General features: G+C 70.7%; 28 protein-coding genes and 1 pseudogene. 12 read left to right on the top strand and 17 right to left on the bottom strand.

Annotated features, from left to right (window positions below; translation table 11 throughout):
- The first annotated feature begins 16 nt into the window (after positions 1–16).
- Together BLT36_RS02275 and BLT36_RS02270 are read left to right on the top strand one after the other, a co-directional pair.
- Positions 17–1,699: a CBM35 domain-containing protein gene (locus BLT36_RS02275; protein WP_092091568.1), complete on the top strand. Its 1,683-nt coding sequence runs from the start codon at positions 17–19 to the stop codon at positions 1,697–1,699.
- A gap of 114 nt (positions 1,700–1,813) precedes the next feature.
- Complete coding sequence (locus tag BLT36_RS02270) at positions 1,814–2,200, top strand: DUF1304 domain-containing protein (RefSeq protein WP_092091566.1); 387 nt, start codon at positions 1,814–1,816, stop codon at positions 2,198–2,200.
- Between the two features lie 66 nt (positions 2,201–2,266).
- Here the strand turns inward: BLT36_RS02270 and BLT36_RS02265 are convergent, their stop codons facing one another.
- Positions 2,267–2,656 (bottom strand): MerR family transcriptional regulator, encoded by a 390-nt coding sequence (locus tag BLT36_RS02265; RefSeq protein WP_092091564.1) that lies wholly within the window; start codon positions 2,654–2,656, stop codon positions 2,267–2,269.
- 102 nt (positions 2,657–2,758) lie between these two features.
- Here BLT36_RS02265 and BLT36_RS02260 point away from each other — a divergent pair, with 102 nt between their 5' ends.
- Positions 2,759–3,460, top strand: coding sequence for an SDR family oxidoreductase (locus BLT36_RS02260; RefSeq protein ID WP_092091562.1), 702 nt, complete (start codon positions 2,759–2,761; stop codon positions 3,458–3,460).
- A 108-nt stretch (positions 3,461–3,568) separates the two neighbouring features.
- Here BLT36_RS02260 and BLT36_RS02255 read toward each other — a convergent pair whose 3' ends face one another.
- The 5 genes from BLT36_RS02255 to BLT36_RS02235 all read right to left on the bottom strand — a co-directional run bounded on the left by BLT36_RS02255 (position 3,569) and on the right by BLT36_RS02235 (position 6,638).
- Entirely contained in the window at positions 3,569–4,210 is a 642-nt protein-coding gene (locus BLT36_RS02255; protein WP_092091560.1) for an SDR family oxidoreductase, read from the bottom strand.
- Between the two features lie 118 nt (positions 4,211–4,328).
- Entirely contained in the window at positions 4,329–5,090 is a 762-nt protein-coding gene (locus tag BLT36_RS02250; RefSeq protein WP_092091558.1) for an ABC transporter permease, read from the bottom strand.
- Positions 5,090–5,881: an ABC transporter ATP-binding protein gene (locus BLT36_RS02245; RefSeq protein ID WP_092091556.1), complete on the bottom strand. Its 792-nt coding sequence runs from the start codon at positions 5,879–5,881 to the stop codon at positions 5,090–5,092. The genes BLT36_RS02250 and BLT36_RS02245 overlap by 1 nt, the downstream gene beginning before the upstream one ends.
- A complete protein-coding gene (locus BLT36_RS02240) occupies positions 5,878–6,288 on the bottom strand; it encodes a DUF1048 domain-containing protein (protein WP_092091554.1) in 411 nt (136 codons plus the stop codon). The genes BLT36_RS02245 and BLT36_RS02240 overlap by 4 nt, the downstream gene beginning before the upstream one ends.
- A 2-nt stretch (positions 6,289–6,290) precedes the next feature.
- Complete coding sequence (locus BLT36_RS02235) at positions 6,291–6,638, bottom strand: PadR family transcriptional regulator (protein WP_092091552.1); 348 nt, start codon at positions 6,636–6,638, stop codon at positions 6,291–6,293.
- Between the two features lie 138 nt (positions 6,639–6,776).
- On the opposite strand from BLT36_RS02235, the gene BLT36_RS02230 reads away from it, so the two are divergent.
- Positions 6,777–7,265 (top strand): DUF4126 family protein, encoded by a 489-nt coding sequence (locus BLT36_RS02230; protein WP_092091550.1) that lies wholly within the window; start codon positions 6,777–6,779, stop codon positions 7,263–7,265.
- Between the two features lie 11 nt (positions 7,266–7,276).
- Here BLT36_RS02230 and BLT36_RS02225 read toward each other — a convergent pair whose 3' ends face one another.
- Positions 7,277–8,116, bottom strand: a complete 840-nt coding sequence (locus BLT36_RS02225; RefSeq protein ID WP_092091549.1) for an exodeoxyribonuclease VII large subunit — start codon at positions 8,114–8,116, stop codon at positions 7,277–7,279.
- A gap of 56 nt (positions 8,117–8,172) precedes the next feature.
- Positions 8,173–8,613 carry a MarR family winged helix-turn-helix transcriptional regulator gene (locus BLT36_RS02220; RefSeq protein WP_092091547.1) on the bottom strand — a complete coding sequence of 147 codons (441 nt, stop codon included), beginning with the start codon at positions 8,611–8,613 and terminating at the stop codon, positions 8,173–8,175.
- A 55-nt stretch (positions 8,614–8,668) separates the two neighbouring features.
- Here BLT36_RS02220 and BLT36_RS02215 point away from each other — a divergent pair, with 55 nt between their 5' ends.
- Together BLT36_RS02215 and BLT36_RS02210 are read left to right on the top strand one after the other, a co-directional pair.
- Positions 8,669–9,181, top strand: coding sequence for a phenolic acid decarboxylase (locus tag BLT36_RS02215; RefSeq protein WP_092091545.1), 513 nt, complete (start codon positions 8,669–8,671; stop codon positions 9,179–9,181).
- A 65-nt stretch (positions 9,182–9,246) separates the two neighbouring features.
- On the top strand, positions 9,247–10,218 hold the full coding sequence (locus BLT36_RS02210; RefSeq protein WP_092091543.1) for an NAD-dependent epimerase/dehydratase family protein: 972 nt from the start codon (positions 9,247–9,249) through the stop codon (positions 10,216–10,218).
- A 15-nt stretch (positions 10,219–10,233) separates the two neighbouring features.
- Here BLT36_RS02210 and BLT36_RS02205 read toward each other — a convergent pair whose 3' ends face one another.
- From BLT36_RS02205 to BLT36_RS02190, 4 genes are read right to left on the bottom strand one after another with little or no spacing between them, the layout of a single operon-like run.
- The gene (locus BLT36_RS02205; RefSeq protein ID WP_092091541.1) at positions 10,234–10,932 is read right to left on the bottom strand and encodes a carboxymuconolactone decarboxylase family protein; all 699 of its coding nucleotides are present in this window, start codon (positions 10,930–10,932) and stop codon (positions 10,234–10,236) included.
- Positions 10,929–12,176 (bottom strand): MFS transporter, encoded by a 1,248-nt coding sequence (locus BLT36_RS02200; RefSeq protein ID WP_254787284.1) that lies wholly within the window; start codon positions 12,174–12,176, stop codon positions 10,929–10,931. Before BLT36_RS02200 ends, BLT36_RS02205 begins: the two co-directional genes overlap by 4 nt.
- Complete coding sequence (locus BLT36_RS02195) at positions 12,173–12,379, bottom strand: hypothetical protein (protein WP_092091539.1); 207 nt, start codon at positions 12,377–12,379, stop codon at positions 12,173–12,175. The genes BLT36_RS02200 and BLT36_RS02195 overlap by 4 nt, the downstream gene beginning before the upstream one ends.
- The gene (locus BLT36_RS02190; protein ID WP_092094231.1) at positions 12,376–13,266 is read right to left on the bottom strand and encodes a helix-turn-helix domain-containing protein; all 891 of its coding nucleotides are present in this window, start codon (positions 13,264–13,266) and stop codon (positions 12,376–12,378) included. Before BLT36_RS02190 ends, BLT36_RS02195 begins: the two co-directional genes overlap by 4 nt.
- Positions 13,267–13,324: 58 nt before the next feature.
- Here BLT36_RS02190 and BLT36_RS02185 point away from each other — a divergent pair.
- Positions 13,325–14,071: pseudogene (locus BLT36_RS02185) on the top strand (aldo/keto reductase); the annotation flags it as partial.
- A gap of 77 nt (positions 14,072–14,148) precedes the next feature.
- Here BLT36_RS02185 and BLT36_RS02180 read toward each other — a convergent pair.
- Together BLT36_RS02180 and BLT36_RS02175 are read right to left on the bottom strand one after the other, a co-directional pair.
- On the bottom strand, positions 14,149–15,027 hold the full coding sequence (locus BLT36_RS02180) for a helix-turn-helix transcriptional regulator (protein WP_092091535.1): 879 nt from the start codon (positions 15,025–15,027) through the stop codon (positions 14,149–14,151).
- 92 nt (positions 15,028–15,119) lie between these two features.
- Positions 15,120–16,259, bottom strand: a complete 1,140-nt coding sequence (locus BLT36_RS02175; RefSeq protein WP_254787282.1) for a PQQ-dependent sugar dehydrogenase — start codon at positions 16,257–16,259, stop codon at positions 15,120–15,122.
- Between the two features lie 109 nt (positions 16,260–16,368).
- On the opposite strand from BLT36_RS02175, the gene BLT36_RS02170 reads away from it, so the two are divergent.
- The 5 genes from BLT36_RS02170 to BLT36_RS02155 all read left to right on the top strand — a co-directional run bounded on the left by BLT36_RS02170 (position 16,369) and on the right by BLT36_RS02155 (position 21,095).
- On the top strand, positions 16,369–16,779 hold the full coding sequence (locus BLT36_RS02170) for a (R)-mandelonitrile lyase (protein WP_092091531.1): 411 nt from the start codon (positions 16,369–16,371) through the stop codon (positions 16,777–16,779).
- Positions 16,776–17,441 (top strand): SDR family NAD(P)-dependent oxidoreductase, encoded by a 666-nt coding sequence (locus BLT36_RS02165; RefSeq protein WP_092091529.1) that lies wholly within the window; start codon positions 16,776–16,778, stop codon positions 17,439–17,441. The genes BLT36_RS02170 and BLT36_RS02165 overlap by 4 nt, the downstream gene beginning before the upstream one ends.
- 243 nt (positions 17,442–17,684) lie before the next feature.
- A complete protein-coding gene (locus BLT36_RS18250) occupies positions 17,685–20,009 on the top strand; it encodes an Ig-like domain-containing protein (RefSeq protein ID WP_139166320.1) in 2,325 nt (774 codons plus the stop codon).
- Positions 20,006–20,695 carry a GntR family transcriptional regulator gene (locus BLT36_RS02160; RefSeq protein ID WP_175529443.1) on the top strand — a complete coding sequence of 230 codons (690 nt, stop codon included), beginning with the start codon at positions 20,006–20,008 and terminating at the stop codon, positions 20,693–20,695. The genes BLT36_RS18250 and BLT36_RS02160 overlap by 4 nt, the downstream gene beginning before the upstream one ends.
- Positions 20,667–21,095, top strand: a complete 429-nt coding sequence (locus tag BLT36_RS02155; RefSeq protein WP_092091525.1) for a hypothetical protein — start codon at positions 20,667–20,669, stop codon at positions 21,093–21,095. The genes BLT36_RS02160 and BLT36_RS02155 overlap by 29 nt, the downstream gene beginning before the upstream one ends.
- A 230-nt stretch (positions 21,096–21,325) precedes the next feature.
- Here the strand turns inward: BLT36_RS02155 and BLT36_RS02145 are convergent, their stop codons facing one another.
- The 3 genes from BLT36_RS02145 to BLT36_RS02135 form a co-directional block, all read right to left on the bottom strand.
- Positions 21,326–21,562, bottom strand: coding sequence for a hypothetical protein (locus BLT36_RS02145; protein WP_092091521.1), 237 nt, complete (start codon positions 21,560–21,562; stop codon positions 21,326–21,328).
- A complete protein-coding gene (locus BLT36_RS02140; RefSeq protein WP_092091519.1) occupies positions 21,559–22,143 on the bottom strand; it encodes a helix-turn-helix domain-containing protein in 585 nt (194 codons plus the stop codon). The genes BLT36_RS02145 and BLT36_RS02140 overlap by 4 nt, the downstream gene beginning before the upstream one ends.
- Positions 22,144–22,245: 102 nt before the next feature.
- On the bottom strand, positions 22,246–23,055 hold the full coding sequence (locus BLT36_RS02135; RefSeq protein ID WP_139166319.1) for an SGNH/GDSL hydrolase family protein: 810 nt from the start codon (positions 23,053–23,055) through the stop codon (positions 22,246–22,248).
- Between the last annotated feature and the right edge of the window lie 65 nt (positions 23,056–23,120).

Below are 23,120 nucleotides of genomic sequence, written 5' to 3'. Positions count from 1 at the left end.
GACCGAACGGAGCACCATGTCCCTCCGCCTCGGCGCCGCTCCGGCGCCTCGTCGACGCCGAACGCTCGCGCTCGTCGTCACCGCTGCCGCCGCCGCGGCAGCCCTCGTCGCCGGCGTCGCCAGCCCCCTCCCCGCCCAGGCGGTCACGACCGGCAACGGAGCCCTCGTGTACTCGCCGGCAGCGGGCTCCTCGTTCAACCCCGAGGGCGGCCGCGCTGCGGGCACGACCTACGCGAAGATGATCGTCCTGAAGAACAGCGGGTCGGCGAACGGCCAGCAGTTCGTCACGTTCGATCAACTCGTGCTCGAGAACGGCGTGCAGGTCTACCCGATCTACCGGAGCACCGACAACGGCACCTCGTGGAGCCGCGTCGCCACGGTCAAGCCGAGCACCCAGTTCCCGACGCTCACTCGCACCGCGCAGCCGTCGCTCTACGAGACCCCGATCCAGCTCGGCAGCATGCCCGCCGGCACACTGCTGCTCAGCGGCATGATCATGCCGAGCGACCGTTCCAGCAGCCGGCTCGTCACGTACAAGAGCCTCGACCACGGACTGACCTGGTCGTACCTCAGCACGGTCGACACCGGCGGCCCCGCGACCTACGACCCGAGCCCGACGTCGACGACCTCCACGGTGTGGGAGCCGTCGGTCGCCGTGGACGCGAACGGCGGACTGGTGACCTACTTCTCGGACGAGCGGCAGAAGGCGAACGGTGTGCTGCAGGCCGTCAGCTACCGACGGTCGACGGACGGCGGCCTGACCTGGGGTCCCCTGGTCAACGTGTCGGCGCCGACGAACAAGAGTGACCGACCCGGCATGATCACGGTTACCCGGATCCCGAACGGCAACTACGTCGCCACCTTCGAGGTCGTCAACCGCCCGAGCCAGACGAACAACACCGCTCCCGTGTACTTCAAGGTCTCGCCTGACGGCCTGAACTGGAGCCCGGAGACGAGCATCGGTACGAAGATCGCGCTGCCCGACGGCCGCGGTGTGGGCTCGTCGCCCGAGGTCCGGTGGATCCCCACCGCCGGCAACGCGAACGGCATGATCGTCGTCTCGTCGAAGTGGTCCCTCGACAGCGCCGGCAACATCGACGGTGGGCAGAACTTCGTCGTCAACCGGAACCAGGGCTCGGGGTCGTGGGAGCAGCTGCCCTACGCCGTGACGTACGACGCCCGGGACGCTGAGGGCGGCACGTTCAGCGGGTTCGCACAGAGCTTCGACTCCAGTGCCGACGGGAAGACGCTCTACCAGGCAACCAACGTCGAGAACCTCACCACCACGTACAACGACGTGCGGGTCGGGTCGATCCCGATCAACGCCGCACGGTACGAGGCCGAGTCCGCCACCCGCACCGACACCAGCACCGTCACGCAAGCCGACGCCGTCGGTGGCGCCAAGGTCGGCAACATCAACAACCCGACGAGTTCCGTGCAGTTCACGGTTCAGGCGGCGACCGCGGGGACCTACACGGTGAACGTGCGGTACGACAACGGCACCGGCGCGACGAGCACGCACGCGCTCGCGGTCAACGGCACCTCGGCCGGTTCGGTCAGCTACCCGCCGACCGTCAACTGGGGTCGCTTCGGCTGGGCGCAGAAGACCGTCACCCTGAAGGCCGGCGCGAACACGCTGACGTTCACGAAGGGGACCGGGTTCGCCGAGCTCGACCAGATCCAGGTGTTCCAGCCCTGACGCGGTGGCGTGGTGCGAGGTCGTGGACCCGGTGAGGCCTTCGCACCTCGCACCACGTCCGGATCCTCGCACCGTGCCCCTCCCCCCGACGATCGCCTGCAGTAGGGTCGCCGCGTGACCATCGCAGCCCTCGTCCTCGCAGCGCTCGCCGCCCTGCTGCACGTCTACATCTTCGTGTTGGAGTCCGTGCTCTGGACGACCCCGCGGGCGCAGGGGGTCTTCGGCACCACCGACGACGAGGCCCGGGCCACCCGCCAGCTCGCGTTCAACCAGGGCTTCTACAACCTGTTCCTGGCGCTGCTGGCGTTCATCGGGATCATCGTCGTCGCGGCCGGTGCGGCTGCGGCGGGCATCGCCCTCGTCGTCGCCGGCACCGGCAGCATGCTGGGCGCCGCGGTCGTGCTGTTCGCCAGTGACGCCACGAAGCGCCGTGCTGCGATCACGCAGGGCACGCTGCCCGCGCTGGCGCTCCTCGCGCTGCTCATCGCCGCGCTCGTCTGACCTCGCACCGCGCGGAGCACCTCGCACCGCGCGAGGCACCTCGCACCACGAAGCAGCGGGACGCAGTCAGGCCGCAGCGGCCTCCGGCTCGCGGAGCGCCGGGCAGTGCTCGGCCGTCGGGTGCTCGGTGATCGCGATGACCTCGTCGAGGCGGTCCCGGGCGGCCTCGAGCTCCGCGAGCTGCGCCGTGATGCGGTCGCGCTCCGACACGAGCAGCGCGAACGACTCCGGGGTCGACACCCCGGCGTCGACGCAGGGCAGCAGCTGGACGATGGTGCGGCTGGGCAGACCGGCGCCGAACAGCTGCTGGACGAGCCGCACCCGGTCGAGTGCCGACGCGCCGTACACGCGCTGTCCACTCGGCGTGCGGTCGGCCGCGAGCAGTCCCTGTTCCTCGTAGTACCGGAGCGAGCGGACGCTCACCCCGGTCTCGGCGGCGAGGTCTCCGATGCGCATGGTTCCTCCGGGTCCGAGATCAGGGCTTGCCCCTGACATCCATGTGAGGTCTTAGCGTAACCGAGCCGGAGCGGGAAGCGCCCGCGCGGCAGGAGGAACACCATGGACATCGCTGGATCCGTCGCACTCGTCACCGGCTCGAACCGGGGCATCGGACGACGCTTCGCCGTGCAGCTGCTCGAGCGCGGCGCGGCCAAGGTCTACGCCACCGCACGGCGCCCCGAGCTCGTCGACATCCCGGGCGTCGAGGTGCTGCCGCTCGACATCACGGACGATGCGTCCATCACCGCCGCGGCAGCAGCGGCGTCCGACGTCACGCTGCTGGTCAACAACGCCGGGATCGCGACGACGGGGTCCCTGGTGAGCGACCCCCTCGACGACGTCCGTCGCGAGATGGACACGCACTTCTGGGGGAACCTCGCGATGGTCAGGGCGTTCGCACCGGTCATCGAGCACAACGGCGGCGGCGCGATCGTCAACGTGCTGTCGGCGCTGTCGTGGTTCGTCTACCCGGGCTCCGGCGGCTACGCAGCCGCCAAGGCAGCGGAGTGGAACATGACGAACGCGGTGCGGCTCGAACTGGCGAGCAAGGGCATCGCCGTGCAGGGGCTGCACCTCGGCGCGGCCGACACCGACATCATGGCCGGCTACGAGGGCCCGATGGTCGACCCGGCCGAGGTCGCGAAGGCGTCGCTGGACGGAGTCGAGCAGGGTGCGGCCGAGGTCATCGTCGACGAGTGGAGCGCACTGGTGAAGGCCTCCCTCGCGCGCGAGCCCGAGGCCTTCTACGCGCAGTTCGCCTGATCGGCCGAGCACGCCGGAGTCGGATGCAGCCACCTCGTCGAGCGCTCGCCGGAGCGCCGCCGCGTCGTCCCGGAGGTCGCCCCGGTCGGCGTCGGCGTCGCCATGGCGTCAGCCGCGCAGGAAGTCGGCGATCGGCGTGGAACCGGTGTTGAAGCGGATGGTCTTCCCGACCGTGCCGTTGTCCTCCAGCGCGTCGGCGACCACGTGCGCGACGTCGCCGCGCGGCACCTGCGTCGACGAGCCGTCCCAGTCGATCGATCCGGTCGGCTCGTCGTCGGTGAGGGTGCTCGGGGCGACGACGGTCCAGCGGAGTCCGGAGTCGCGGACGACCGCGTCGGCGATCATCTTCGACTGCGCGTACGCGAAGAAGTCGTTGTCCTGCGGCACCCCGTGGTCGAGGACCGATCCGGACCAGGAGACCATCACGTAGCGGTCGACACCGGCCTTCGCGGCACCCTGCACGGAGAGCACGGCAGCGTCGCGGTCGATGGCCCAGGTGCGGTCGGCGGACCCGCCACCGGCGCCGGCGGACCAGACCACGGCGTCGTGTCCGTGGATCAGCTCGGCGAAGTCCGTGAGGGACTGCTGCTGGATGTCGGCGACGTGCGGCTGTCCGCCGTGGGCGCGGACCTCGTCGGCCTGGTCGGGGTTGCGGATGACGGAGGTGACCGTGTGGCCGCGGTCGCTGAGGATGCGCGTCGCGAGGAGCGCGACCTTGCCGTGGCCACCGAACAGGATGATGTCGCTCATGTGGCGGACGCTACTCGTGGCGGCTCCGTGGACCGGGTGACGCCCTGCGGGTGACCGGCGGACGGACTGGAGGCGCGGTGCCCGCTGGCACCGCGCCTCCAGTCCGTTGATGGCCGCGTCACCGGATGCGGCGTCGCTGGATGAGGGTGGCGGCGCCGAAGGCGACGAGCAGGATCCCGACGCACCAGGCGAGCGCGACCCACAGGTCGGCGTCGAGCGGTTGCCCGACGAAGAGCGCCCGGATCGAGTTCACGATCGACGTCACCGGCTGGTGCTCCGCGAACCAGCGGACCGGAGCCGGCATCGTGTCGGTCGGGACGAACGCCGAGCTGATGAACGGCAGGAACACGAGCGGGTACGAGAATGCGCTCGCACCGTCCACCGACTTCGCCGACAGGCCCGCGACCACCGCGATCCAGGTCAGCGCGAGCGTGAACAGCACCAGGATGCCGAGGACGGACAGCCACGCGCCGATGCCGGCACTGCTCCGGAACCCCATGAGCAGCGCGACGCCGACCACCACCGTCACCGACACGGTGTTGGCGACGAGGGACGTCAGCACGTGCGCCCAGAGCGACGCTGCGCGGACGATCGGCATCGAACGGAAGCGTTCGTCGATGCCGGCCTGCAGGTCGAGGAACAGGCGGTACGAGGTGTACGCGACGCCGGACGCGACCGTGATGAGGAGGATGCCGGGCAGCAGGTAGTCGACGTACGACGTGGTGCCGGTGTCGATCGCGCCGCCGAAGACGTACACGAAGAGCAGCAGGAAGGCGATGGGCATCACGGCGGTCGTGATGATCGTGTCGGGGCTCCGCAGGACGTGCTTCAGGGAGCGACCGGTCAGGACGACGGTGTCGTGGACGGGGTGAGCGGACATCACGCGACCTCCTTCTGGTGCGCAGCGGTGTCGGTGTCACCGGAGCCGTGTCCGATGACGGCGAGGAAGACGTCCTCGAGTGTGGGTTGCTTCTCGACGTACTCGACCTCCGCGGGCGGGAGCAGTCGCTGCAGTTCGGCGAGGGTGCCGTCGGCGATGATGCGGCCCTCGTGCAGGATCGCGATCCGGTCGGCGAGCTGTTCGGCCTCGTCGAGGTACTGCGTGGTGAGCAGGACGGTGGTGCCGCTCGCGGCGAGGGAGCGGACGGCGTCCCAGACCTCCAGGCGGGCCTCGGGGTCGAGGCCGGTCGTCGGTTCGTCGAGGAACACCACGGACGGGTCACCGATCAGGCTCATCGCGATGTCGAGCCGTCGTCGCATGCCGCCCGAGTAGGTGCCGGCGCGACGTCCACCGGCGTCGGTGAGCGAGAACCGGGCGAGCAGGTCGTCGGCGATGCGGCCGGCGTTCGGGAGGTGCCGGAGCCGGGCGACGAGGACGAGGTTCTCGCGGCCGGTGAGGACCTCGTCGACCGCGGCGAACTGGCCGGTGAGACTGATCGCCTCGCGGACCGCACCGGGGTCGGTCGCGACGTCGTGGCCGGCGACGGTCGCGGAGCCCGCAGTGGCCTTCGCGAGGGTGGCGAGGATCCGGATCGTCGTGGTCTTGCCCGCGCCGTTGGAGCCGAGCAGGGCGTACACGGTGCCGCCCTCGACGTCGAGGTCGACGCCACGGAGGACGTGCAGGTCGCCGAAGGACTTCTCGAGCCCTCGGACCCGGATCGCTATGGTCATGCGGGGTCGCCTCCCGTCGGGGTCTCGTGGCCGTCGGCCTTGTCGGCCTCGTCGGCCTCGTCCGCCTCGTCGATCGCGGCGACGAGCCGCTGCTGCTCCTTGCTGAGCCACGAGCCGAGGCCGTAGTTGGCCTTGAACTCCTCGGCGAAGGCGATCGGGTCGTCGCCCACCACCGTGCGGACGCTCGTGCCGTCCGTCGCGCTCTGCTCGAACAGGTCCGCGAGGTCGTCGAGCATGCGCATCAACTGCTCGCCGTCGCTCGGGCCGGTGTACATGAGGTACCGCTCGATGCCGTCGACGGCGGTGCGGTGACTCGTCGGCAGCGATGCCGTGCGGGCCTTGTACTGCTTCCAGCGCCTCTTGTCGCCGATGAGCTTGGTCGTGATGTCCGAGAGCGAGATGCCCATGATCAGTCCTGTCCGTTGGTGTGGTCGGTGTGGTTCCGGAGCTGCTCGAGTCGGGTGGAGAGGAACGTCCACGCCGCCCAGAAGCCGTCGAGCTGTTCCTGGCCGCGGGCGTTCAGGCTGAACACCTTGCGCGGCGGGCCCTTCTCCGACGGGACCTTCTCGACGTCGACGAAGCCGCGCTGCTCGATGCGGACGAGCAGCGCGTAGACGGTGCCTTCGGCGATGTCGCTGAAGCCCTGCTCCCGGAGCGAGGCGGTGATCTCGTACCCGTGGGCCGGTCGGCCGACGAGCACGGCGAGGACGATCCCCTCGAGGATGCCCTTGAGCATCTCGGTCTCCTGCTTGGGCATCCGTGCCTCCTGAGTGGTGGTGGGTGTGAGCAGTAGTCAGTGACACTGGTATTCAGTGACGTTGACTACCAGTACATAGTAACGCTGAGTACCAGGAGCGCAAGAGTACTTTCCGAACGGACACGACAAGGAGTGACGATGAGCAAGAAGAACGAGCAGCACACCCTGGTCCGCACCCTGGTGCTGGGCATCATGAGCGGTGGCCGGAGTGCCACCCCGTTGGCCGTGATGGCGCTGAACCACGACCGGTCCTCGCTGAAGGGCTCGTGGCAGGAGTGGAACGTGTTCAGCACCCCGCTCGGCCGCGGACTGCTCGTGGCCTCGGCCGTCGGCGAGCTCATCGGTGACAAGCTCCCGAAGACCCCGAGCCGCATCGCCCCCGGAGCACTGCTGGGCCGCGTTGCCTCGGGTGCGCTCGCCGGCGCAGCGCTCGGCACCACCGGCAAGCGTGACCTCCGCATCGAGGGCGCGATCCTCGGCGGCGTCGGAGCCGTCGTCGGCTCGTTCGTCGGCTGGGGGCTCCGCAAGGCCATCGGTGGCGCGACGAAGCTGCCCGACCCGATGGTGGCGCTCGCCGAGGACGCCGCGACCATCGCCGGCTCCGTGAAGGTGATCACCGCCGACTGACCGGTGTCGGGTCAGCTCTGGGGGCCACTCCCCAGAGCGACCACGAGCCCGATCCACGCCGCGACCCCGAGCAGCCACAGTCCGTTCAGGACGATCCCCCAGACCGCTGCGGTGCGTGGGCGGTGTCGGACGGCGACGATGCCCAGGACGAAGCCGACGAGTGCACCGACGCCGAAGCCACCGAACGCGACCATCGAGATGATGCCGAGGACGAGCGCGGCGGTCCCCAGGCTGTTCGAACGACGTGGAGACGTGCCGTAGGTGCCGCAGTGGGCGGGCGCAGCGGGTGTGCCCGCGAGACCGGCGGGCCGCATCGGGAACAGCGGTGCGGGACTGGGTGGAGCCACCGGAGTCGGTGGGGTCGCCGCGGCCGCAGTCGGCGTCGGTCGGGGTGCGGGCGGCACGGTCCGGACACGCTCGTGGTACTGGGCAGCGAGGAGTCGCCGCAGCTCGGCGCCCGCCAGACTCGGCGTGGGCAGGCTCGCGTCGGCGACTTCGTCGGAGCGGGTCGAGTCCGACGTATGTCCCAGGGCGGTCACGACGGGGAGGATCGACATGCGGATGGCGTCGACCACGGCCGGGTCGTCGAAGATGCTGAGGTCGCCGCCACCGCGAGTGATCACGACGATCGCGTGGTCACGTGCGGGGAGCCCTGATACCAGAGCGGCGAGCAGCGGTGCCGAGGCCGGCGACTCCAGCGCCACACGATGATGCTCGACAAGCGCGCGGTGCGGGCGCAGGAGTGGCGCGGTGAAGTCGAGTCGTGCTTGCGACTGCGGGCCGGTCACGAGGTGGATCCGACGGATGTCCGACGGCAGGACTTCCCTGAGGTGGTGCTGCGTCGCGTACACGTGTCATCCCCCCGGAGTGCCGAACACGACGACCCTAGCGGACGGGTAGTCCTCGGTCAGGCGCGGCGGCCGAGTTCGTCGCGCAGCCGCTGCAGCACCGGCAGTGCTCTGTCGATCCGGGCGCGTTCGTCGGCGGAGAGTCGGTCGAACACCTCGTCGAGCAGCGTCGCGCTCGCGCGGTCGTACCGGTCCAGCAGGGCGAGGGCGGCCGGGGACGGCGACAGGACCGTGCTCCGGCCGTCACTGTCGCTGAGGCTGCGGTCGACGAGACCGCTCGCCGCCATGGTCTTGACGAGGTTGCTCACCGTCGACCGCGCCAGGCCAAGTTCGGTAGCCAGGGCGCCGGGGGTCGCACCGCCGGACTGCGCCAGGGTCCGCAGCAGCTCGATCTGTGCGTCCGGGATGTCCGGCAGGTCACCGGCTCCCTGGGCGGCGCGGAGGAGACTCCGGCGCAGCGGGCCGAGGAGGTGGCTCAGACTCGCGGCACGCTCACTCATGCGGCCAGTATCGCATGTGTTTGCACTAAAATCAGTTTGGTGACAAAATCAAAGGATGACTGAGGACATCGACCCACCACAGGACCTCTCCGGCATCGTCGGACACCGGTTCATCTACACGTACGCCAACGGTTGGCAGTACGAGATGTACGTCAAGAACGCGACAACGATCGACTACCGGATCCACACCGGCATGGTCGGCGGCCGCTGGGTCAAGGACCAGACCGTCGACCTCGTCCAGCTCGACGACGACGTCTACAAGGTGTCGTGGAACGAACCGACCGGCACGAGCGTCGTGGTGAACGTCCTGCCGGGCAAGCGTCGCCTGCACGGGACGATCTTCTTCCCGCAGTGGATCGAGCAGGACGGCTCGAAGACCGTGCTGTTCCAGAACGAGCACCTCGACGAGATGCGGGCGTACCGTGACGCCGGCCCGACCTACCCGATCTACGTCGTCCCCGAGTTCGCGCGCATCACCCTCTTCGAGTACGTCGGCGCCGACGACGAGGCGGTCGTCTCGGTCGCGCCGAGCGAGCTGCCGGACGGGTTCGCCGACCGCACGAACTGAGCGCTCTGCGAGGGAGGCATCGCCGCGGCCTCCCTCGCACAGCACCCCGGGCCTAACGTGACGGCATGCGCATCGTCGTCATCGGAGCCACCGGCCACATCGGCACCTTCCTCGTCCCCCGCCTCGTCCGCGCCGGCCACGAGGTCGTGACCATCACCCGCGGCACCCGCTCGGCGTACGCCGACGCACCGGAGTGGCAGCAGGTGGAGCGGGTCACCGCCGACCGCGAGCAGGAGGACCGCGACGGCACGTTCGGGGACCGCATCGTCGGGCTCCACGCCGACGCTGTCATCGACCTGGTCTGCTTCACCCTGTCGTCGGCCGAAGCGCTCGTCACCGCACTGCGCGGAACGGACTCGCACCTGGTGCACTGCGGCTCGATCTGGCGCGCGGGCGTCTCCCACGTGCTGCCGATCACCGAGGACACCGCCACGCCTCCGTTCGGCGAGTACGGCACGCAGAAGGACGCCATCGCCCGGATGCTCCGGCAGGAAACCGCCTCAGGTGGTCTCGCCACGACCTCGATCCACCCGGGACACATCAGCGGGCCTGGCTGGATGCCGATCGGCCCGCTCGGCAACCTCGACCCGACGGTGCTGACGAAGCTGTCCGCCGGCGAGAAGCTCGAGGTCCCCGGCCTCGGCGCCGAGACCATGGCGCACGTCCATGCCGACGACGTCGCGCAGGCGTTCCAGCTCGCGGTCGAGCACCGCGGTGCAGCCACCGGCGAGGACTTCTTCATCACGGCTCCGACGGCGCTCACCGCGCGCGGGTACGCCCACCTGGCAGCGTCGTGGTTCGGCCAGGAGGCGCGGCTCGAGTCCGTCTCGTGGGACCGGTTCCGAGCGACCACGGCTCCGGAGCACGCCGGTGCGAGCTGGGAGCACCTGTCCCGCAGCCAGGTGTTCAGCATCGAGAAGCCCGAGCGGCTGCTCGGGTACGCCCCGGCGTTCACGGCCGAGGAGACCGTCCTCGACGCCGTCCGCTGGCTGGTCGGCCACGGCGAGCTCGACGTGGCCGGCCCTCTCGTCGTCTGACGCCCGGTCGTCGAGTCAGACAGCCGGCGCGCCCTCGTTCACCGCGGCCAGGCCGTTGAGCGTCCGCGGGTAGCCGATCCAGGGCACGAGCACGGTGAGGACGCCCAGCAGGTCAGCGCGGGTGTTCCCGACCCGCAGGTTGGCGGCGACGTGGCTGCGCGCCTGGCTGTCCGCGCCGCCGAGTGCGACGAGCATCGCGAAGGTCAGGAGCTCCCGCGTCCGCAGGTCGAGTCCGCTCCGCCCGACGGTGTCGCCGAAGCAGTTGCCGGACAGGAACCGTTGGAAGTGCAGTGTGTCCTCGGACGCGTTCTCGTACAGCGAGTCGACGACGTCCGACCCGACGACGGCGCCCTGGACCGACCGGCCCCGGTCGAGCCGGTTCTCCGGCGTGGTCGTCGACTGCCCCGGGAGCGGCAGGGCCACCCCGCGCGCCGTCAGGACCTCGTTGGCGATGCCGACGAACTCCGACGCGCGGGCGAACCCGACGTAGGCGACCGCCTGGTAGACGACCTCCTTCGCCGCCACCGGTGCCACCGACTCGTCGAGCGCGGCACCCAGCAGGTCACGGAACGCTCCGTGCGCCCGGACCGCGACGACGGCGCCGAGCTGTACGACAAACCGGTCGTGCACGCTGAGCGCGGCGTGCTGCAGCGTCTCCTCGACGAAGGCGGCGGAGTACCGGGCGAACTCGGGATCGGTCTCGGTGATGCTCATGCCGTCGACGCTACGACCGGCACCGCGCAGGAGGGAGGTGTTGTCCGCACCCCTGAGCGGGGCGACCGGACGACGAGGGCCCGACGACGGTGCACGGCCCACACGGTGACCGCGAAGCCGATCAGGACCGCGCCGCCGACGGTGACCGCGGTCCACCCGCCGACGTTCCAGAGCACCGACGCCACGGCCGAGCCGATCGCGCCGCCGATGAAGTTGCCGGTGACGAACGCCGTGTTGAGGCGGCTCCGGGCGGCCGGGTCGACGGCGAAGAGCCGGGTCTGGTTGAGGACGTTGGCGGCCTGCACCCCGACGTCGAGCAGGACGACGGCCACCAGGACCACCACGATCGACCGCGCACCGATGCCGGCGATCACGAGGGAGACGAGCACGAGCACGAGTGCCGCCCCGGTGACCGGCACCGACAGCCCCCGGTCGTGCAGGCGTCCCACCCGTTGCGCGGCGACCGCCCCGGCGAGCCCGGCCAACCCGACCAGGCCGATGCCGGTGGTGGAGTACTCGTAGGGTGCGGCGCTGAGCAGGAAGGTCAGCGCGGTCCAGAACATCGTGAACACCGCGAACACGGTCGCGCTGATCACCAGGGTGACCTGCACGGACCGGTGTGCGGCGACGGCACGGAACACCGAGGCGATGAGCGTCGGGTACGGCACCCGGTCACGCCGCTCGAGTTCGGGGATCGCCCGCCGGAGCAGCACCGCGAACACCAGGGCGGCGACCGCCGCGACGACGTAGATCGCCCGCCACCCGAACGCGTCCGCGACGAGTCCGCTGACGGTCCGCGAGACCAGGATCCCGGTCAGGACGCCGGACGCGATCGTGCCGACCACCCGGCCGCGCGCAGCCGGGTCGGCGAGGTCGCCGGCGAGCGGGATGAGGAGCTGCCCGGCGACGGTGGTCAGCCCGACGAGGGCCAGGGCGACGAGCATCGTTGCGAACGTCGGGGCGAGCGAGGCACCGAGGAGCGCCACGGCCGAAGCGACGAGGACCGCGGGCACGAGCTTCCGGCGGTCGAGCACGTCGCCGAGGGGCACGACGAGCAGGATGCCGAGCGCGTACCCGACCTGGGTCAGGGTGACCAGCAGCCCGGCGACGGCGGCCGACGTGTCGAGCGAGGACGAGATGTCGTCGAGGAGCGGCTGCGACCAGTACAGGTTGCCGACGGCCGCTCCCCCGGCGATCGCGAAGAGCAGTGTCCGGCCGCGGGTCATCCCGGCGCCCGCGGTCACCGGCGCCGCCGGAACAGCTGGGCGATCTGCCACGGCCCGGGCGCGAGGTGCACCGCGGCCGCGTCGTACACCCGGTCCTCGCGCTCGCGGTCGCGGGTGAGTTCGTGGATCTCCCGCTCGGCCCGCAGCCAGAACCGGAGCCGTCCGACCAACGAGCGATTGGCAGCGCGGGCGGTGGTCTCGATCGACTCGGTCTCGCTCATGCTTCCTCCGGTTCCGGGACGACTGGGCGCCCCGGGACGGTCACGGCCGTGGTGGCCACCAGGTTCGCGAGCAGCTGCAGGCGCTCCTCGGACGGTGAGCCGGGTTCGGTGCTGTAGACGACGAGGGTCAGACCGGTGTCGGTGACCAGCTCCATCGCCTCGTAGGTGAGGTCGAGGTCGCCGACCTCCGGGTGGTGCACCCGCTTCTGCCCGGTGCGGTGCCGCGTCACGTCGTGCGCGGCCCACCGCTGCCGGAACTCCTCGCTGCGGGTCGAGAGCTCCCCGATGAGGTCGGTGAGTCCCTTGTCGTACGGGGTGCGGGCGGCCTCGGCGCGGAGCACGGCGACCATGTCGCTCGCGACGACGTCCCAGTCGCGCCAGAACTCCCGTCCGCGGGGGTCGAGGAAGGCGAAGCGGGCGGAGTTCGGGGTGCCGGACGGCTCGAGGAACAGCGGCGAGTAGAGCGCGCGGGCGAGGGCGTTGCCGGCGAGGAAGTCCGACCGGCCGTTCCGGACCCAGGCCGGAGCGGTCATCGAGTCGAGCACCCGCTGGACGTTCGGCCGCACCTTCGACGTCGGGGTGCGGCGACGGGTGGTGGCCGAGGCGTTCTGCGTGCGGGCGAGGTCGAACAGGTGTGCGTGCTCGGCGTCGTCCAGGCGGAGCGCGCGCGAGAGCGACTCGAGGACGCTCTCCGAGACGCCGGTGAGGTTCCCGCGCTCGAGCCGGATGTAGTAGTCGACGCTCATGCCCGCGATGAGGGCGAGTTCCTCGCGGCGCAGCCCCTTGACGCGTCGGGCGCCGCCGAAGTCGGGCAGGCCGACCTGCTGCGGCGTCAGGCGCTCGCGGCGGGTGCGGAGGAAGTCCCGCACTTCGGTGGTCGTGTCCATGCCTCCACGGTAGGTCCGTTCGGCTGCGCGGAGCAGGGGTTGCTGGTACCCGTCACCCGCGCACGGCAACGAGCGCGAGGTCGGCGACGGCATCCGCGCCTCCGGCGTCGACCGCGACGACATCGTCGTCGAGACCAAGATCTGGGTCTCCGACTTCGGCTACGACGAGACGCTGCACGCCTTCGACAAGGCCACCGGCAAGCTCGGTTTCGACACGATCGACGTGCTGATCCTCCACCAGCCCGCTCCGGACCGGTTCGACCGCACCGTGCAGGCGTACGAGGCCCTCGAGACCCTGTACGCCGACGGGCGCGTCCGCTCGATCGGCGTGAGCAACTTCATGCCGCACCACCTCCGCTCGCTGCTCGAGCAGACCGAGGTCGTCCCGGCGCTCAACCAGATCGAGCTGCACCCGTACTTCACCCAGCCGGACGTGCAACGCGCGGACGCCGAGCACGGCATCCTCGACCAGGCCTGGTCGCCCATCGGCGGGATCACCTTCTACCCGGGCTGGGGCGACGAGCGGGTCAGCGTCATGGACGACCCCACGATCCGGGCCGTCGCCGAGGCGCACGGCAAGACGCCGGCGCAGGTCATGCTGCGGTGGCACGTCCAGCAGGGCCGGAACGCGATCCCGAAGTCGACGAACCCGGGCCGCATCGCCGAGAACTTCGACCTCTTCGACTTCGTCCTGTCGGACGAGGAGCTCGCGTCGCTGGACGGTCTCGACACGGGCCGTCGGAACGGTCCCGATCCCGACGGGGCGGACGCGAGCCGCTTCGAGCGGGTGATCCCGGAGGCCTGACGCGACCAGGTGACGGCCGGGAGGCGCGGGTCGGGCCCGCCCCGCGCCTCCAGGCCGCCGTGGTCGCGACCACCCCGTCAGGCGAGTTCGCGCGCGCGTTCCGCGATCCGTTCCGTCGCTGCCCACGAGGCGAGCACCCGCAGCGCGTCCGCTGTCGGCGACGACGGCGTCGCCGGGTAGATCGTCAGCGAGAGACCCGGGTCCTCGGCGAGCTCGAGCGTCTGGAAGTGCAGCTCGAGGTCGCCGACGACGGGGTGCCGGAAGGACTTCACGCCCGCGTAGTGCCGGCGGACGTCGTGCGATGCCCACAGCTCCCGGAAGTCGTCGCTCCGCATCGACAGCTCGCCGATCAGCGCCGCGAGCTCGGGGTCGTTCGGCGTCCGACCCGCCTCGCGGCGCAGGATCGCGACGTTCGTGTGCGCCGCTCGCTGCCAGTCGAGGTAGAAGTTCCGGGCCTGCGGGTCGAGGAAGATGAACCGTCCGAAGTTGATCGGCCGAGCCGACGCCGTCACGAGGTCGGAGTGCATCGCCCAGCCGAGCGCGTTCGCGGCGACGATGTCCTGCCGGTTGTTGATGATCATCGCCGGGGCGTCGGTCACCGCGTCGAGCAGGTACTGCAGCTCCGGACGGACCGCGGCGACCGGTGTCACCCGTCCGGCACGGCGGGGTGTCGCGTTCTGGTGCCGCGCGAGGTCCCGCAGGTGCTCGTGCTCGGCGGAGTCGAGCTGCAGTGCGCCGGCGATGGCGTCGAGGACGCTGTCCGAGACGCCCTGCAGGTTCCCCCGCTCGAGCCGCGTGTAGTAGTCGATGCTGACGCCGGCGAGCCGAGCCACTTCCTCACGGCGGAGTCCGGTGACACGGCGACGGGTGCCGAAGGTCTCGACGCCGGCCTGCTCCGGGGTGATGCGGGCGCGACGGCTGGAGAGGAAGTCGCGGGCTTCGTCGCGGTGGTCCATGCCGTCACGGTAGCCGTCCCGTCGGGGCGGGAGCGAGGTGCTGCCGGAACCCCCGTCCGGTGCCGCCGGCCCGGGTCGCCCGGCTCGCCCGGTCAGCTCGTGGCGAGGGGGACGGACACGATCCGGTCGTCGCCCGCCGTGGGGTCGCCGCGGCCGTCGGTGTTGTTCGTGACGAACCAGAGTGCCCCCTCCGGCCCGGCCAGGACCGTCCGGATCCGACCGAAGTCACCCGCGAAGAACTCCGTCGACGTCGTCGGCGCCGAAGCCGGGACCGCGCGCACCACCTCGCCGCGGAGGTTCGCGATGAACACGGTGTCGTCGATCACCGTGATGCCGCTCGGCGAGGCATCGTCGGTCGACCACTGCTGCACCGGGTCCACGAAGCCCTGGTCCTCGCCGCCCTTCCCCTCGACCTCCGGCCAGCCGTAGTCCTGTCCCTTCTCGATGACGTTGAGCTCGTCCCAGGTGTCCTGCCCGAACTCCGAGGCGAACATCGTGCCGTCGGCCGTCCACGCCATGCCCTGCACGTTCCGGTGCCCGAGGCTCCACACCGGCGAGCCCCGGAACGGGTTGCCGCCGGGGACCTGGCCGTCCGGCGTGAACCGGAGGATCTTGCCCGCCAGGGAGTCGCGGTCCTGCGCGTCCTCGCCGTCGCCGGCGTCCCCGACGCTCGCGTAGAGCATCCCGTCCGGGCCGAACGCGATGCGCCCGCCGTTGTGGAAGCTGTTCGACGGGAGGCCGTCCACCACCGTCGTCGCCGCACCGAGCCCGTACGAGCCGGTGGTCCCGGTGAGCTCGTACCGCTGGATCCGGTTGCCGCCCTCGGCGGTCGAGTAGACGAACAGGTCACCCTCGTGCAGCGCGAGTCCGAGCAGACCGCCCTCCCCGCCGTGGCTGACACCCTCGACGGTGCCGACCGTGCGCGTCTTCCCCGCGGCGGTCAACTCGAGCACCTTCGCCGAGTCGCGCTCGCTGATCAGGGCGTCGTCGCCGTCCCCGGTGCGGACCACCGACCACGGCGCGTCCAGGCCGGTGACGATGTCGCTCGTCTCGCCGCCCGGCTGGGGCCCTCCCGCGGTCGGGTTCGTCGGGGCGGCGCTCGCCGATGCCGTGCCCTCGAGCGTCCGCGCCGAGTCGTCGGTGCAGCCGGCCAGAGCGAGCGCTGCGACCGCGGCGAGCCCCGCGACGGGCCAGATGCGTCGGATCCGCCTACGGTGCGGCGTGGTGTCCACGGTGAGCCTCCCTGGTCGTCCGTCGATCACACACGCTGCGCTCGGGAATCGCCTGAGGGGTTCCGTCCGCCCCTCCCTCGGGTGCGCCAGGCGGCCTACCGTCGGCGACATGGAGATCCAACCGAAGCAGCCGACGGTCAAGAACCCGCCCGAGCAGTTCACCGGGGACGTGTACCTCGACGCCATCGCCTCGCCGCGTGAGGACGGTCAGACGATGACCGTCGCCAGGGTCCGCTTTCTGCCCGGTGCCCGGACCGCGTGGCACTCGCACGCCAAGGGCCAGACACTGCACGTGACCGAGGGTGTCGCGCGCATGGGGACCCGGGACGGCGACGTCATCGAGGTCCAGGCTGGACAGACCGTCTACACCCCCGCCGGCGAGGAGCACTGGCACGGTGCCACCCCCACCGATCCCATGGAGCACCTGGCCATGCTCGACTCGGCGGACGACCCCACGACCACCACCACCTGGCTCGAGCACGTCACGGACGAGCAGTACACCGGAGGTACCACCGCATGACCACCATCGCAATCGTCGGCGCCGGCAAGGGCCTCGGGCTCGCCGTCGCGGGGCGCTTCGCCCGCGAAGGGTTCGCCGTCGCCCTGATCTCCCGCAACCAGGCGCGACTCGACGAGCTCGCCGCCTCGCTCCGCGCGCAGGGCCACCAGGCGGCCGGCTTCGCGGCGAACGTCCGCGACGGTGACTCCCTCCGCCACGCGCTCGAGCAGGCCACGGAGCAGCTCGGCCCGATCGAGGTGCTGCAGTACAGCCCGCTCCCCGCGAAGGAGTACATGCGGCCCGTGCTCGAGACCACCGCCGAGGACCTGGTCGGTCCGATCGAGTTCTCGGTCTACGGATCGGTGAACGCGGTCCGCCAGGTCCTGCCCGGGATGCGTGCGATCGGCCACGGCACGATCCTGTTCGTGAACGGCGGGAGCGCCGTGCGTCCCGGCGCTCGGGTCACCGGCACGTCGGTCGCCTTCGCGGGTGAGAGCGCGTACGCCCAGCTCCTCCACGACGCCGTCCGCGAGGAGCAGGTCCACGTCGGCCAGCTCATCATCCCGTTCGGCATCGACGACGGGAAGCCGGAGCACTCCGGGGAGTCGATCGCCGAGCGCCTGTGGGCGATCCACACCGAGCGCGGCGACTTCCGCACGTACGCGGAGCCGCTGCCGGCCTGACCGGGACGGGTCCCAGACGGACTGGAGGCGCGTGGTGACCCGGCCACGCGCCTCCAGTCTGTCCTGGACCGTCTCGCTACCGAAGTCGCTCACGAGCGCTCCATATCAATATCACTTGCGATTTGCACAGCGCGCGAACGCGGATACGGTCTGTGCCCATCGGGTACCGCCACGCCGTTGTGGTGGACCCGCGAGCGATGGAGCTGCACGATGGTGTTCACACGGCATGTACCGACTTGGGCTGTGATCGCGGCGCTGGTCCCCGCAGGGTTGATCGCTGCCACTGCGGTACCGGGCGCGGCGGCGGCCGCCGTACCCGGGTGCGGGACACCCGCTGCTCTCACCGTCAACGGAGCGGGGAACCAGCTCGACACCTACAGCGTCAGTGGCACGCTCCTCTCGACGGCCACGACCGTGGACGTGCTCGGGGACATCGCCTACGGTGCAGACGGCACGCTGTACGGAGCACCGCTCTACGGCACGCCACGGATCGAGGAGCTCGACCCCGCGACCGGGGCGGCCTCGGACGTGGTCGCGATCTCCGGACCGGTACCCGGCGGCCCCAACGGTCTGTCCTCGCTCCCGAGCGGTCTGCTTCTCGCAGGCATCCAGGGCTCGTCCGTGTTGTACGAGATCGACCCCGTCACCGGCGCGAGCACGACCTACGAACGCGCACTGCCAGCTGGCTACACCTCAGCAGGTGACTTCTTCGTCCTCGGCGACGGCGACCTCCTCGCAGTCGCTGCGAACGTCTCGAGCTCGGACGACTTCCTCGTCCGGCTCCTTCCGGACGGTACGTCGACGGTCATCGGCTCAGTGCCCGTGTCCTACGGCGCTGCCTTCTCCGGGGGCACCGTGTACCTCGCCGGGGCGGACGGCACCCTCCGACGTGTGGAGACGCTCCCCACCTCGCCGTCGACCGACCCCCTCGGCACGACGGACGTGGTCACCGCCGGGTTCTCCATGTACGGCGCAGCGTCCACGCAGGATGCCGCGGCCTGCCCGACTCCCACACTCGCCGTCGGCGCTCCGGAAGCGTCGGTCGGTACGTCCGTCGCGGTCACGATCGGTGGGTTCCCGCCCGACACGGACGTCTCGGTGACGATCACCGACCAGAGCGGCAGCCCGGTGGGCTCCGTGACGCTGCACACCGACGCGGACGGATCGATCGGAGGATCGCTCCCGATCGCAGCGAACGCGGTGGCCGGGGACGCCGCGGTCACCGCGGCGACGGTCGACGGGATCACCGCCGTCAGCCAGGTCCACCTCGTGGCCGCGCCCGGCGTCCCGAGCATCACCTCGCCCGGCGAGGGCACCGTCACGAACGACCCTCGTCCCGTCGTCGCTGGCCAGGGGAGTCCGGGGGACGCGGTCACGGTGCAGGACGACGAGGGCAGGACGGTCTGCACCTCGACGGTCGCGCCAGACGGACGATGGTCCTGCGAACCCGACGGAGCGCTCCCGGACGGCGACAACACGCTTCGGGCGATCGCGTCGAACGCACTCGGAGCGACGGCATCGAGCGCCCCGGTGGCGCTGCGCGTCGACACCGCCCCACCAGCCGCACCGTCGGTGACGACGACGGCACTACCGTCCGCCACCGGACCCCTCTCGGGGACCGCTGAAGCAGGATCGACCGTCATGGTCACGGCTGCCGACGGGAGTGAGCTGTGCCGTGTGGCAGCCGACGACACCGGTACCTGGACCTGTTCGACGACCGATCCTCTCCCGGAAGGGCCGAACAGCATCGCAGTGGCGGCGACCGATGACGCCGGGAACGTCTCTCCCTCCGTGGTTGCGGAGGTGGTCTCTCCGGATCGCACTGCGCCGGCCGTGCCCAGCATCACCGGACCCTCGAACGGTTCTCAGGTCAACGATCGATCACCGACGGTGACCGGAACGGCCGAACCCGGCTCGAGCATCACGGTGACGCTGGCCGGCGCCGGTGTCGTGTGCATCGCGAAGGCCGATTCACGTGGCGAGTGGACCTGCACGCTGTCGGCGCTCGAGGACGGTCGGTACACGATCGAGGCAACCGCGAGCGACGGCGCAGGCAACGAGAGCGAGCCCGCACGGACGACGTTCGTGCTCGACACCGTCGCGCCTGCGCGGCCGATCATCACCTCTCCTTCCCTGCTCCCGTCCGGTGCAGGACCGATCTCCGGCACGGGCGAGCCTGGGAGCACCACGACGGTCTCCGGCGACGACGGTTCGCACTGCACCGCCACCGTGCGAGGCGACGGCCGCTGGGAGTGTTCGCTCAGGCCCGCGCTCGAGTCGGGATCGGCAGGTCTCACCGCATGGTCGGTCGACGCCGCCGGGAACCGTTCGCCCCTGACGGTCTTCCGGGTCCGGGTCGCCTCCACCGCTGTGGGCGGCGTTCTCCCGGCCGCACCGATGACCGACGCGAGCACACTCCGCGAGCTCGCCTTCACCGGTGTCCCGGGTGCTCGACTCGCGGGGCTCCTCCTGCTCGCGAGCGCGTGCATCGGCACCGGCGCACTCCTGGTCCTCCGTCGATCCCGGAAGGATCCGGAAGCAAGAACGGAGGGGGAGGTAGGTCGATGAACGCTCCACGCACGGAATGGATCCTGTTGCCGACCTCGCACGACGACCCGCTGTACGAGCAGATCCTGAGCTTGATCGTCGCAGGCCGTCTCCCGTCCGGTCAGCAGCTCGACAGCCGCGACATCTGCCAGTCGTTCGACGTGACGGAACCGATGGTGGCGAAGGCGCTGCACCGGTTGTCGGACGAACACCTCGTCACCATCGCGCCCGACGGGCGGGCAACAGTCGCCCAGCCGAGCGCCGAGGAGTTCGACCAAGCCCTCCAACTGCTCTTCGCGTACGCGGAACTCGCTGCCCGGTGGAGTGTCCCCGACATGCGGGACGACGAGGTCGCCGCGCTCTGCGACGTGCTCGAGGACCTCCGGGAAGCCGCGGAACGTGGCGATCCGGTCGGTCTCAACTTCGCGGTCGACGACTTCATCGGCCAGTTGCTCACGGCGACCCCGAACGCGCTGTTCGAAGAGGCGGCGGTCCAACTGCTCACGCGGTGCCGCTTCCTCTTCCTGACCGCTGCGGGATTCCACTACTGGGACGTCCGAGATCAGCTCGAGGCATTCCGTGCGGCGTTGCTCGCCCGGGACGGTGCGGCCCTCGCGGGAGGGCTCCGCCTGCTGGGGCGTGCGACCCAGGCACACGTCAGGACCATGCGAGCAGCGCATGCTCGTCGTGCGGGCGATGACGGTTGAGGAGCGGGCGCAGCTCCCGTCGCATGGGAGTGTGTCGTCGCTCGGAGGCACCTCGGCGCTTCGCACGGCTGTCACCGGAATCGGTCTGGATCCGGCCTCCACCGAGGTGATCGAACTTGTCGCCAGCACGATCGCGGCGCTGCCGGTGCATCGACGGGGCCTCCGGAGGAAGCCTGGCAAGGGCGCGGGATCCGACCAGCACGTCACTGCCGCCATCGTCGTCTTCCACGCGATCCTCGAGGGGGTCGACGGTCCGGAGGGGGCGGTGAGTCTCGATGACCTGCTGCAGGGGGCGTCCCTGTCGACCCGACCGCTCCTGCTTCGCGAAGTGCACCGCGTGGTGCTGGAGACGGACGCAGTCGCTCGGCTCGTCGCCCAGTGGTGGTCGGCTCGGGGATGAACGTGTCGTTCCGGTCCGACACGCTCAGCGACGACCCCGATCTCCGTGCAGCGGAGGCCTGGCACGCAGTCGGACTCCGGAGCCCTGCCGAGATCCGGGACCTCGTCGAGACGCGCGCACAGATGCACAGCCTCCTCCCGAGCGATCCGACCTACTCGGACTTCTTCCGCCCCCGGTGCCCGCCGGCACCGTGAGAGGTCGTCGTCGCGACCATCCGTGAGGTCGCCGGATCAGCGAAGACGGGGCGCGGCGGAGGCGAGCTCGTCCCAGTGCCGGTGGCGTGCCTCCAGTGCGGTGCGCTGCTCGAAGGCGAGCCGAGCCGTCGTCCGGTCGCGCACTGCGGCGGGGCTCGTGGGGGTGCTGGTGCGGGCGGCGCGCGACTCGCTCCAGTGGAGCAGCGCGAGGCCGATGCGGTGCGCGGTCCGTTCGACCGGGCCGACGTGTTCGAGGTGGAGTGCTGCGCTCATGATCCCTGCGGTTCGTGGTCGAAGATCGGTACCGCCGCGAGGCGGACGAAGACGCGTTTCGTGTCCGCGTCGGAGTCGTCGTCGAGCACATGCCGCTGGCGGAATGTCTCGACGACGGCGTGGAGACCGTCCATCAGTTCGACCAGTTCCTCGGGTCGGAGCCGCATGATCGCGACCGAGAGGTCGCTCGCGTCACGCCACCGGGCATCCATCGTCTCCTGGTCGCGGGCGATGAACTCACGCACGATCTGCTCGGCGAAGTCGTTCGATCCGGTGGCGACGAGCCGTGCTGCGGCGACGCCCGCGGGCGTGTCCGAGTAGTTGGTCTGGACGGCGACGGGCACCCGGCGCCACCACCGTTCACGGCCGTTCCCGCGGCCCTCGACCTCTTCGATGAAGCCGTGCTTCTCGAGCTGGCGAAGGTGGTAACTGGTCGAGCCGGTTGACTCTCCCACGCGATCGGCCAGGGTCGTGGCCGTCGCGGGGCCGTGTGCGGCGAGCTCGTTGAAGAGCTGGGTGCGCAGGGGGTGGTTCAGGGCCTTCATCGACGGGAGGTCGAGGAGGCGTGCTTCGGGGGCCATGCTCCGAGACTACGACTGCAAAGAAACCTTTGCAAGCATTTCTTTGCAGTGACTTCTTTGTGGATGTCCGACCGTCACTCCGCGGCCGTCACTCCACGGCGGTCACTCCGCAGCGGTCGTGATCGCCGCTGCCATCACCCGGGCCACGACGACGTTGGTCGCGGCCGTGCCGTGGATGCCGTCCGGCGATGACCCTCGCACCCACGCTCCGTCGGTCGCACGGAACTCCACGAACGGGTCGACGGAGGACCAGCCGTGCTCCGTGGCGTCGTGTTCCAGTGCACGGCTCAGCACGATCTGCCCGGTCCGGCGGTCGGCGCCCCAGCGGCTGGAGGTCCAGTCCGACGGCGGTCCGGCGACGACGAGGACGCGCTTCGCCCCGACCTTCCGGACGAGGGCGTTGATGTTCGCGATCGTGGTGGCGTTCGGGACCGCCTGGTTCACGTCGTTCGTGCCGAGCTCCACGACCAGCACGTCTGCGCTCGGCACCGGACCGATCTCGTGGAGCACCTGGTCGGCGCGGTACCCGCTGTGGGCGTACCCGCCGACGGCATGGAGACGAACGTCGGACTCGAGGACGTGCAACCACGAGTCCGGTCGTGCGGTGATCGAGTCGCCGGCGTAGGCGAAGGTGACCGCGTCGGGCCGCGCTCCGGAGCCGAGGGGGCCGCGGATGACCTGGTCACGGACCGGGATACGGCCGCCCGCTCGGGTGTCCGCGGGTTCCACGGAGGTGCGGCCGGCGGCCGCCCCTGGACCGGCGGCCGCTGGACCGTGCACGGCGGCCGCCGCTGCGCCGGTGCTCTCGGCCGAGGCGGTCCTGGCGGAGACGACGACGAACGTGCCGGCGGCGACGAGGCAGGCGGAGGTGACGATGCTCGCGGCGAGCGCGAGCCGACGGGTGCGGGACACGACTCCATGTATCCCGCGGATCGGGGTCCGGTACCAGTCCCCAGACCTGGGGAACCGGGCGGCTG

Source organism: Curtobacterium sp. UNCCL20, from assembly GCF_900101675.1.
Lineage (GTDB): Bacteria > Actinomycetota > Actinomycetes > Actinomycetales > Microbacteriaceae > Curtobacterium.
Note: the sequence above shows the minus strand (reverse complement) of the source record. Positions and strands in the feature narration are given on the sequence as shown.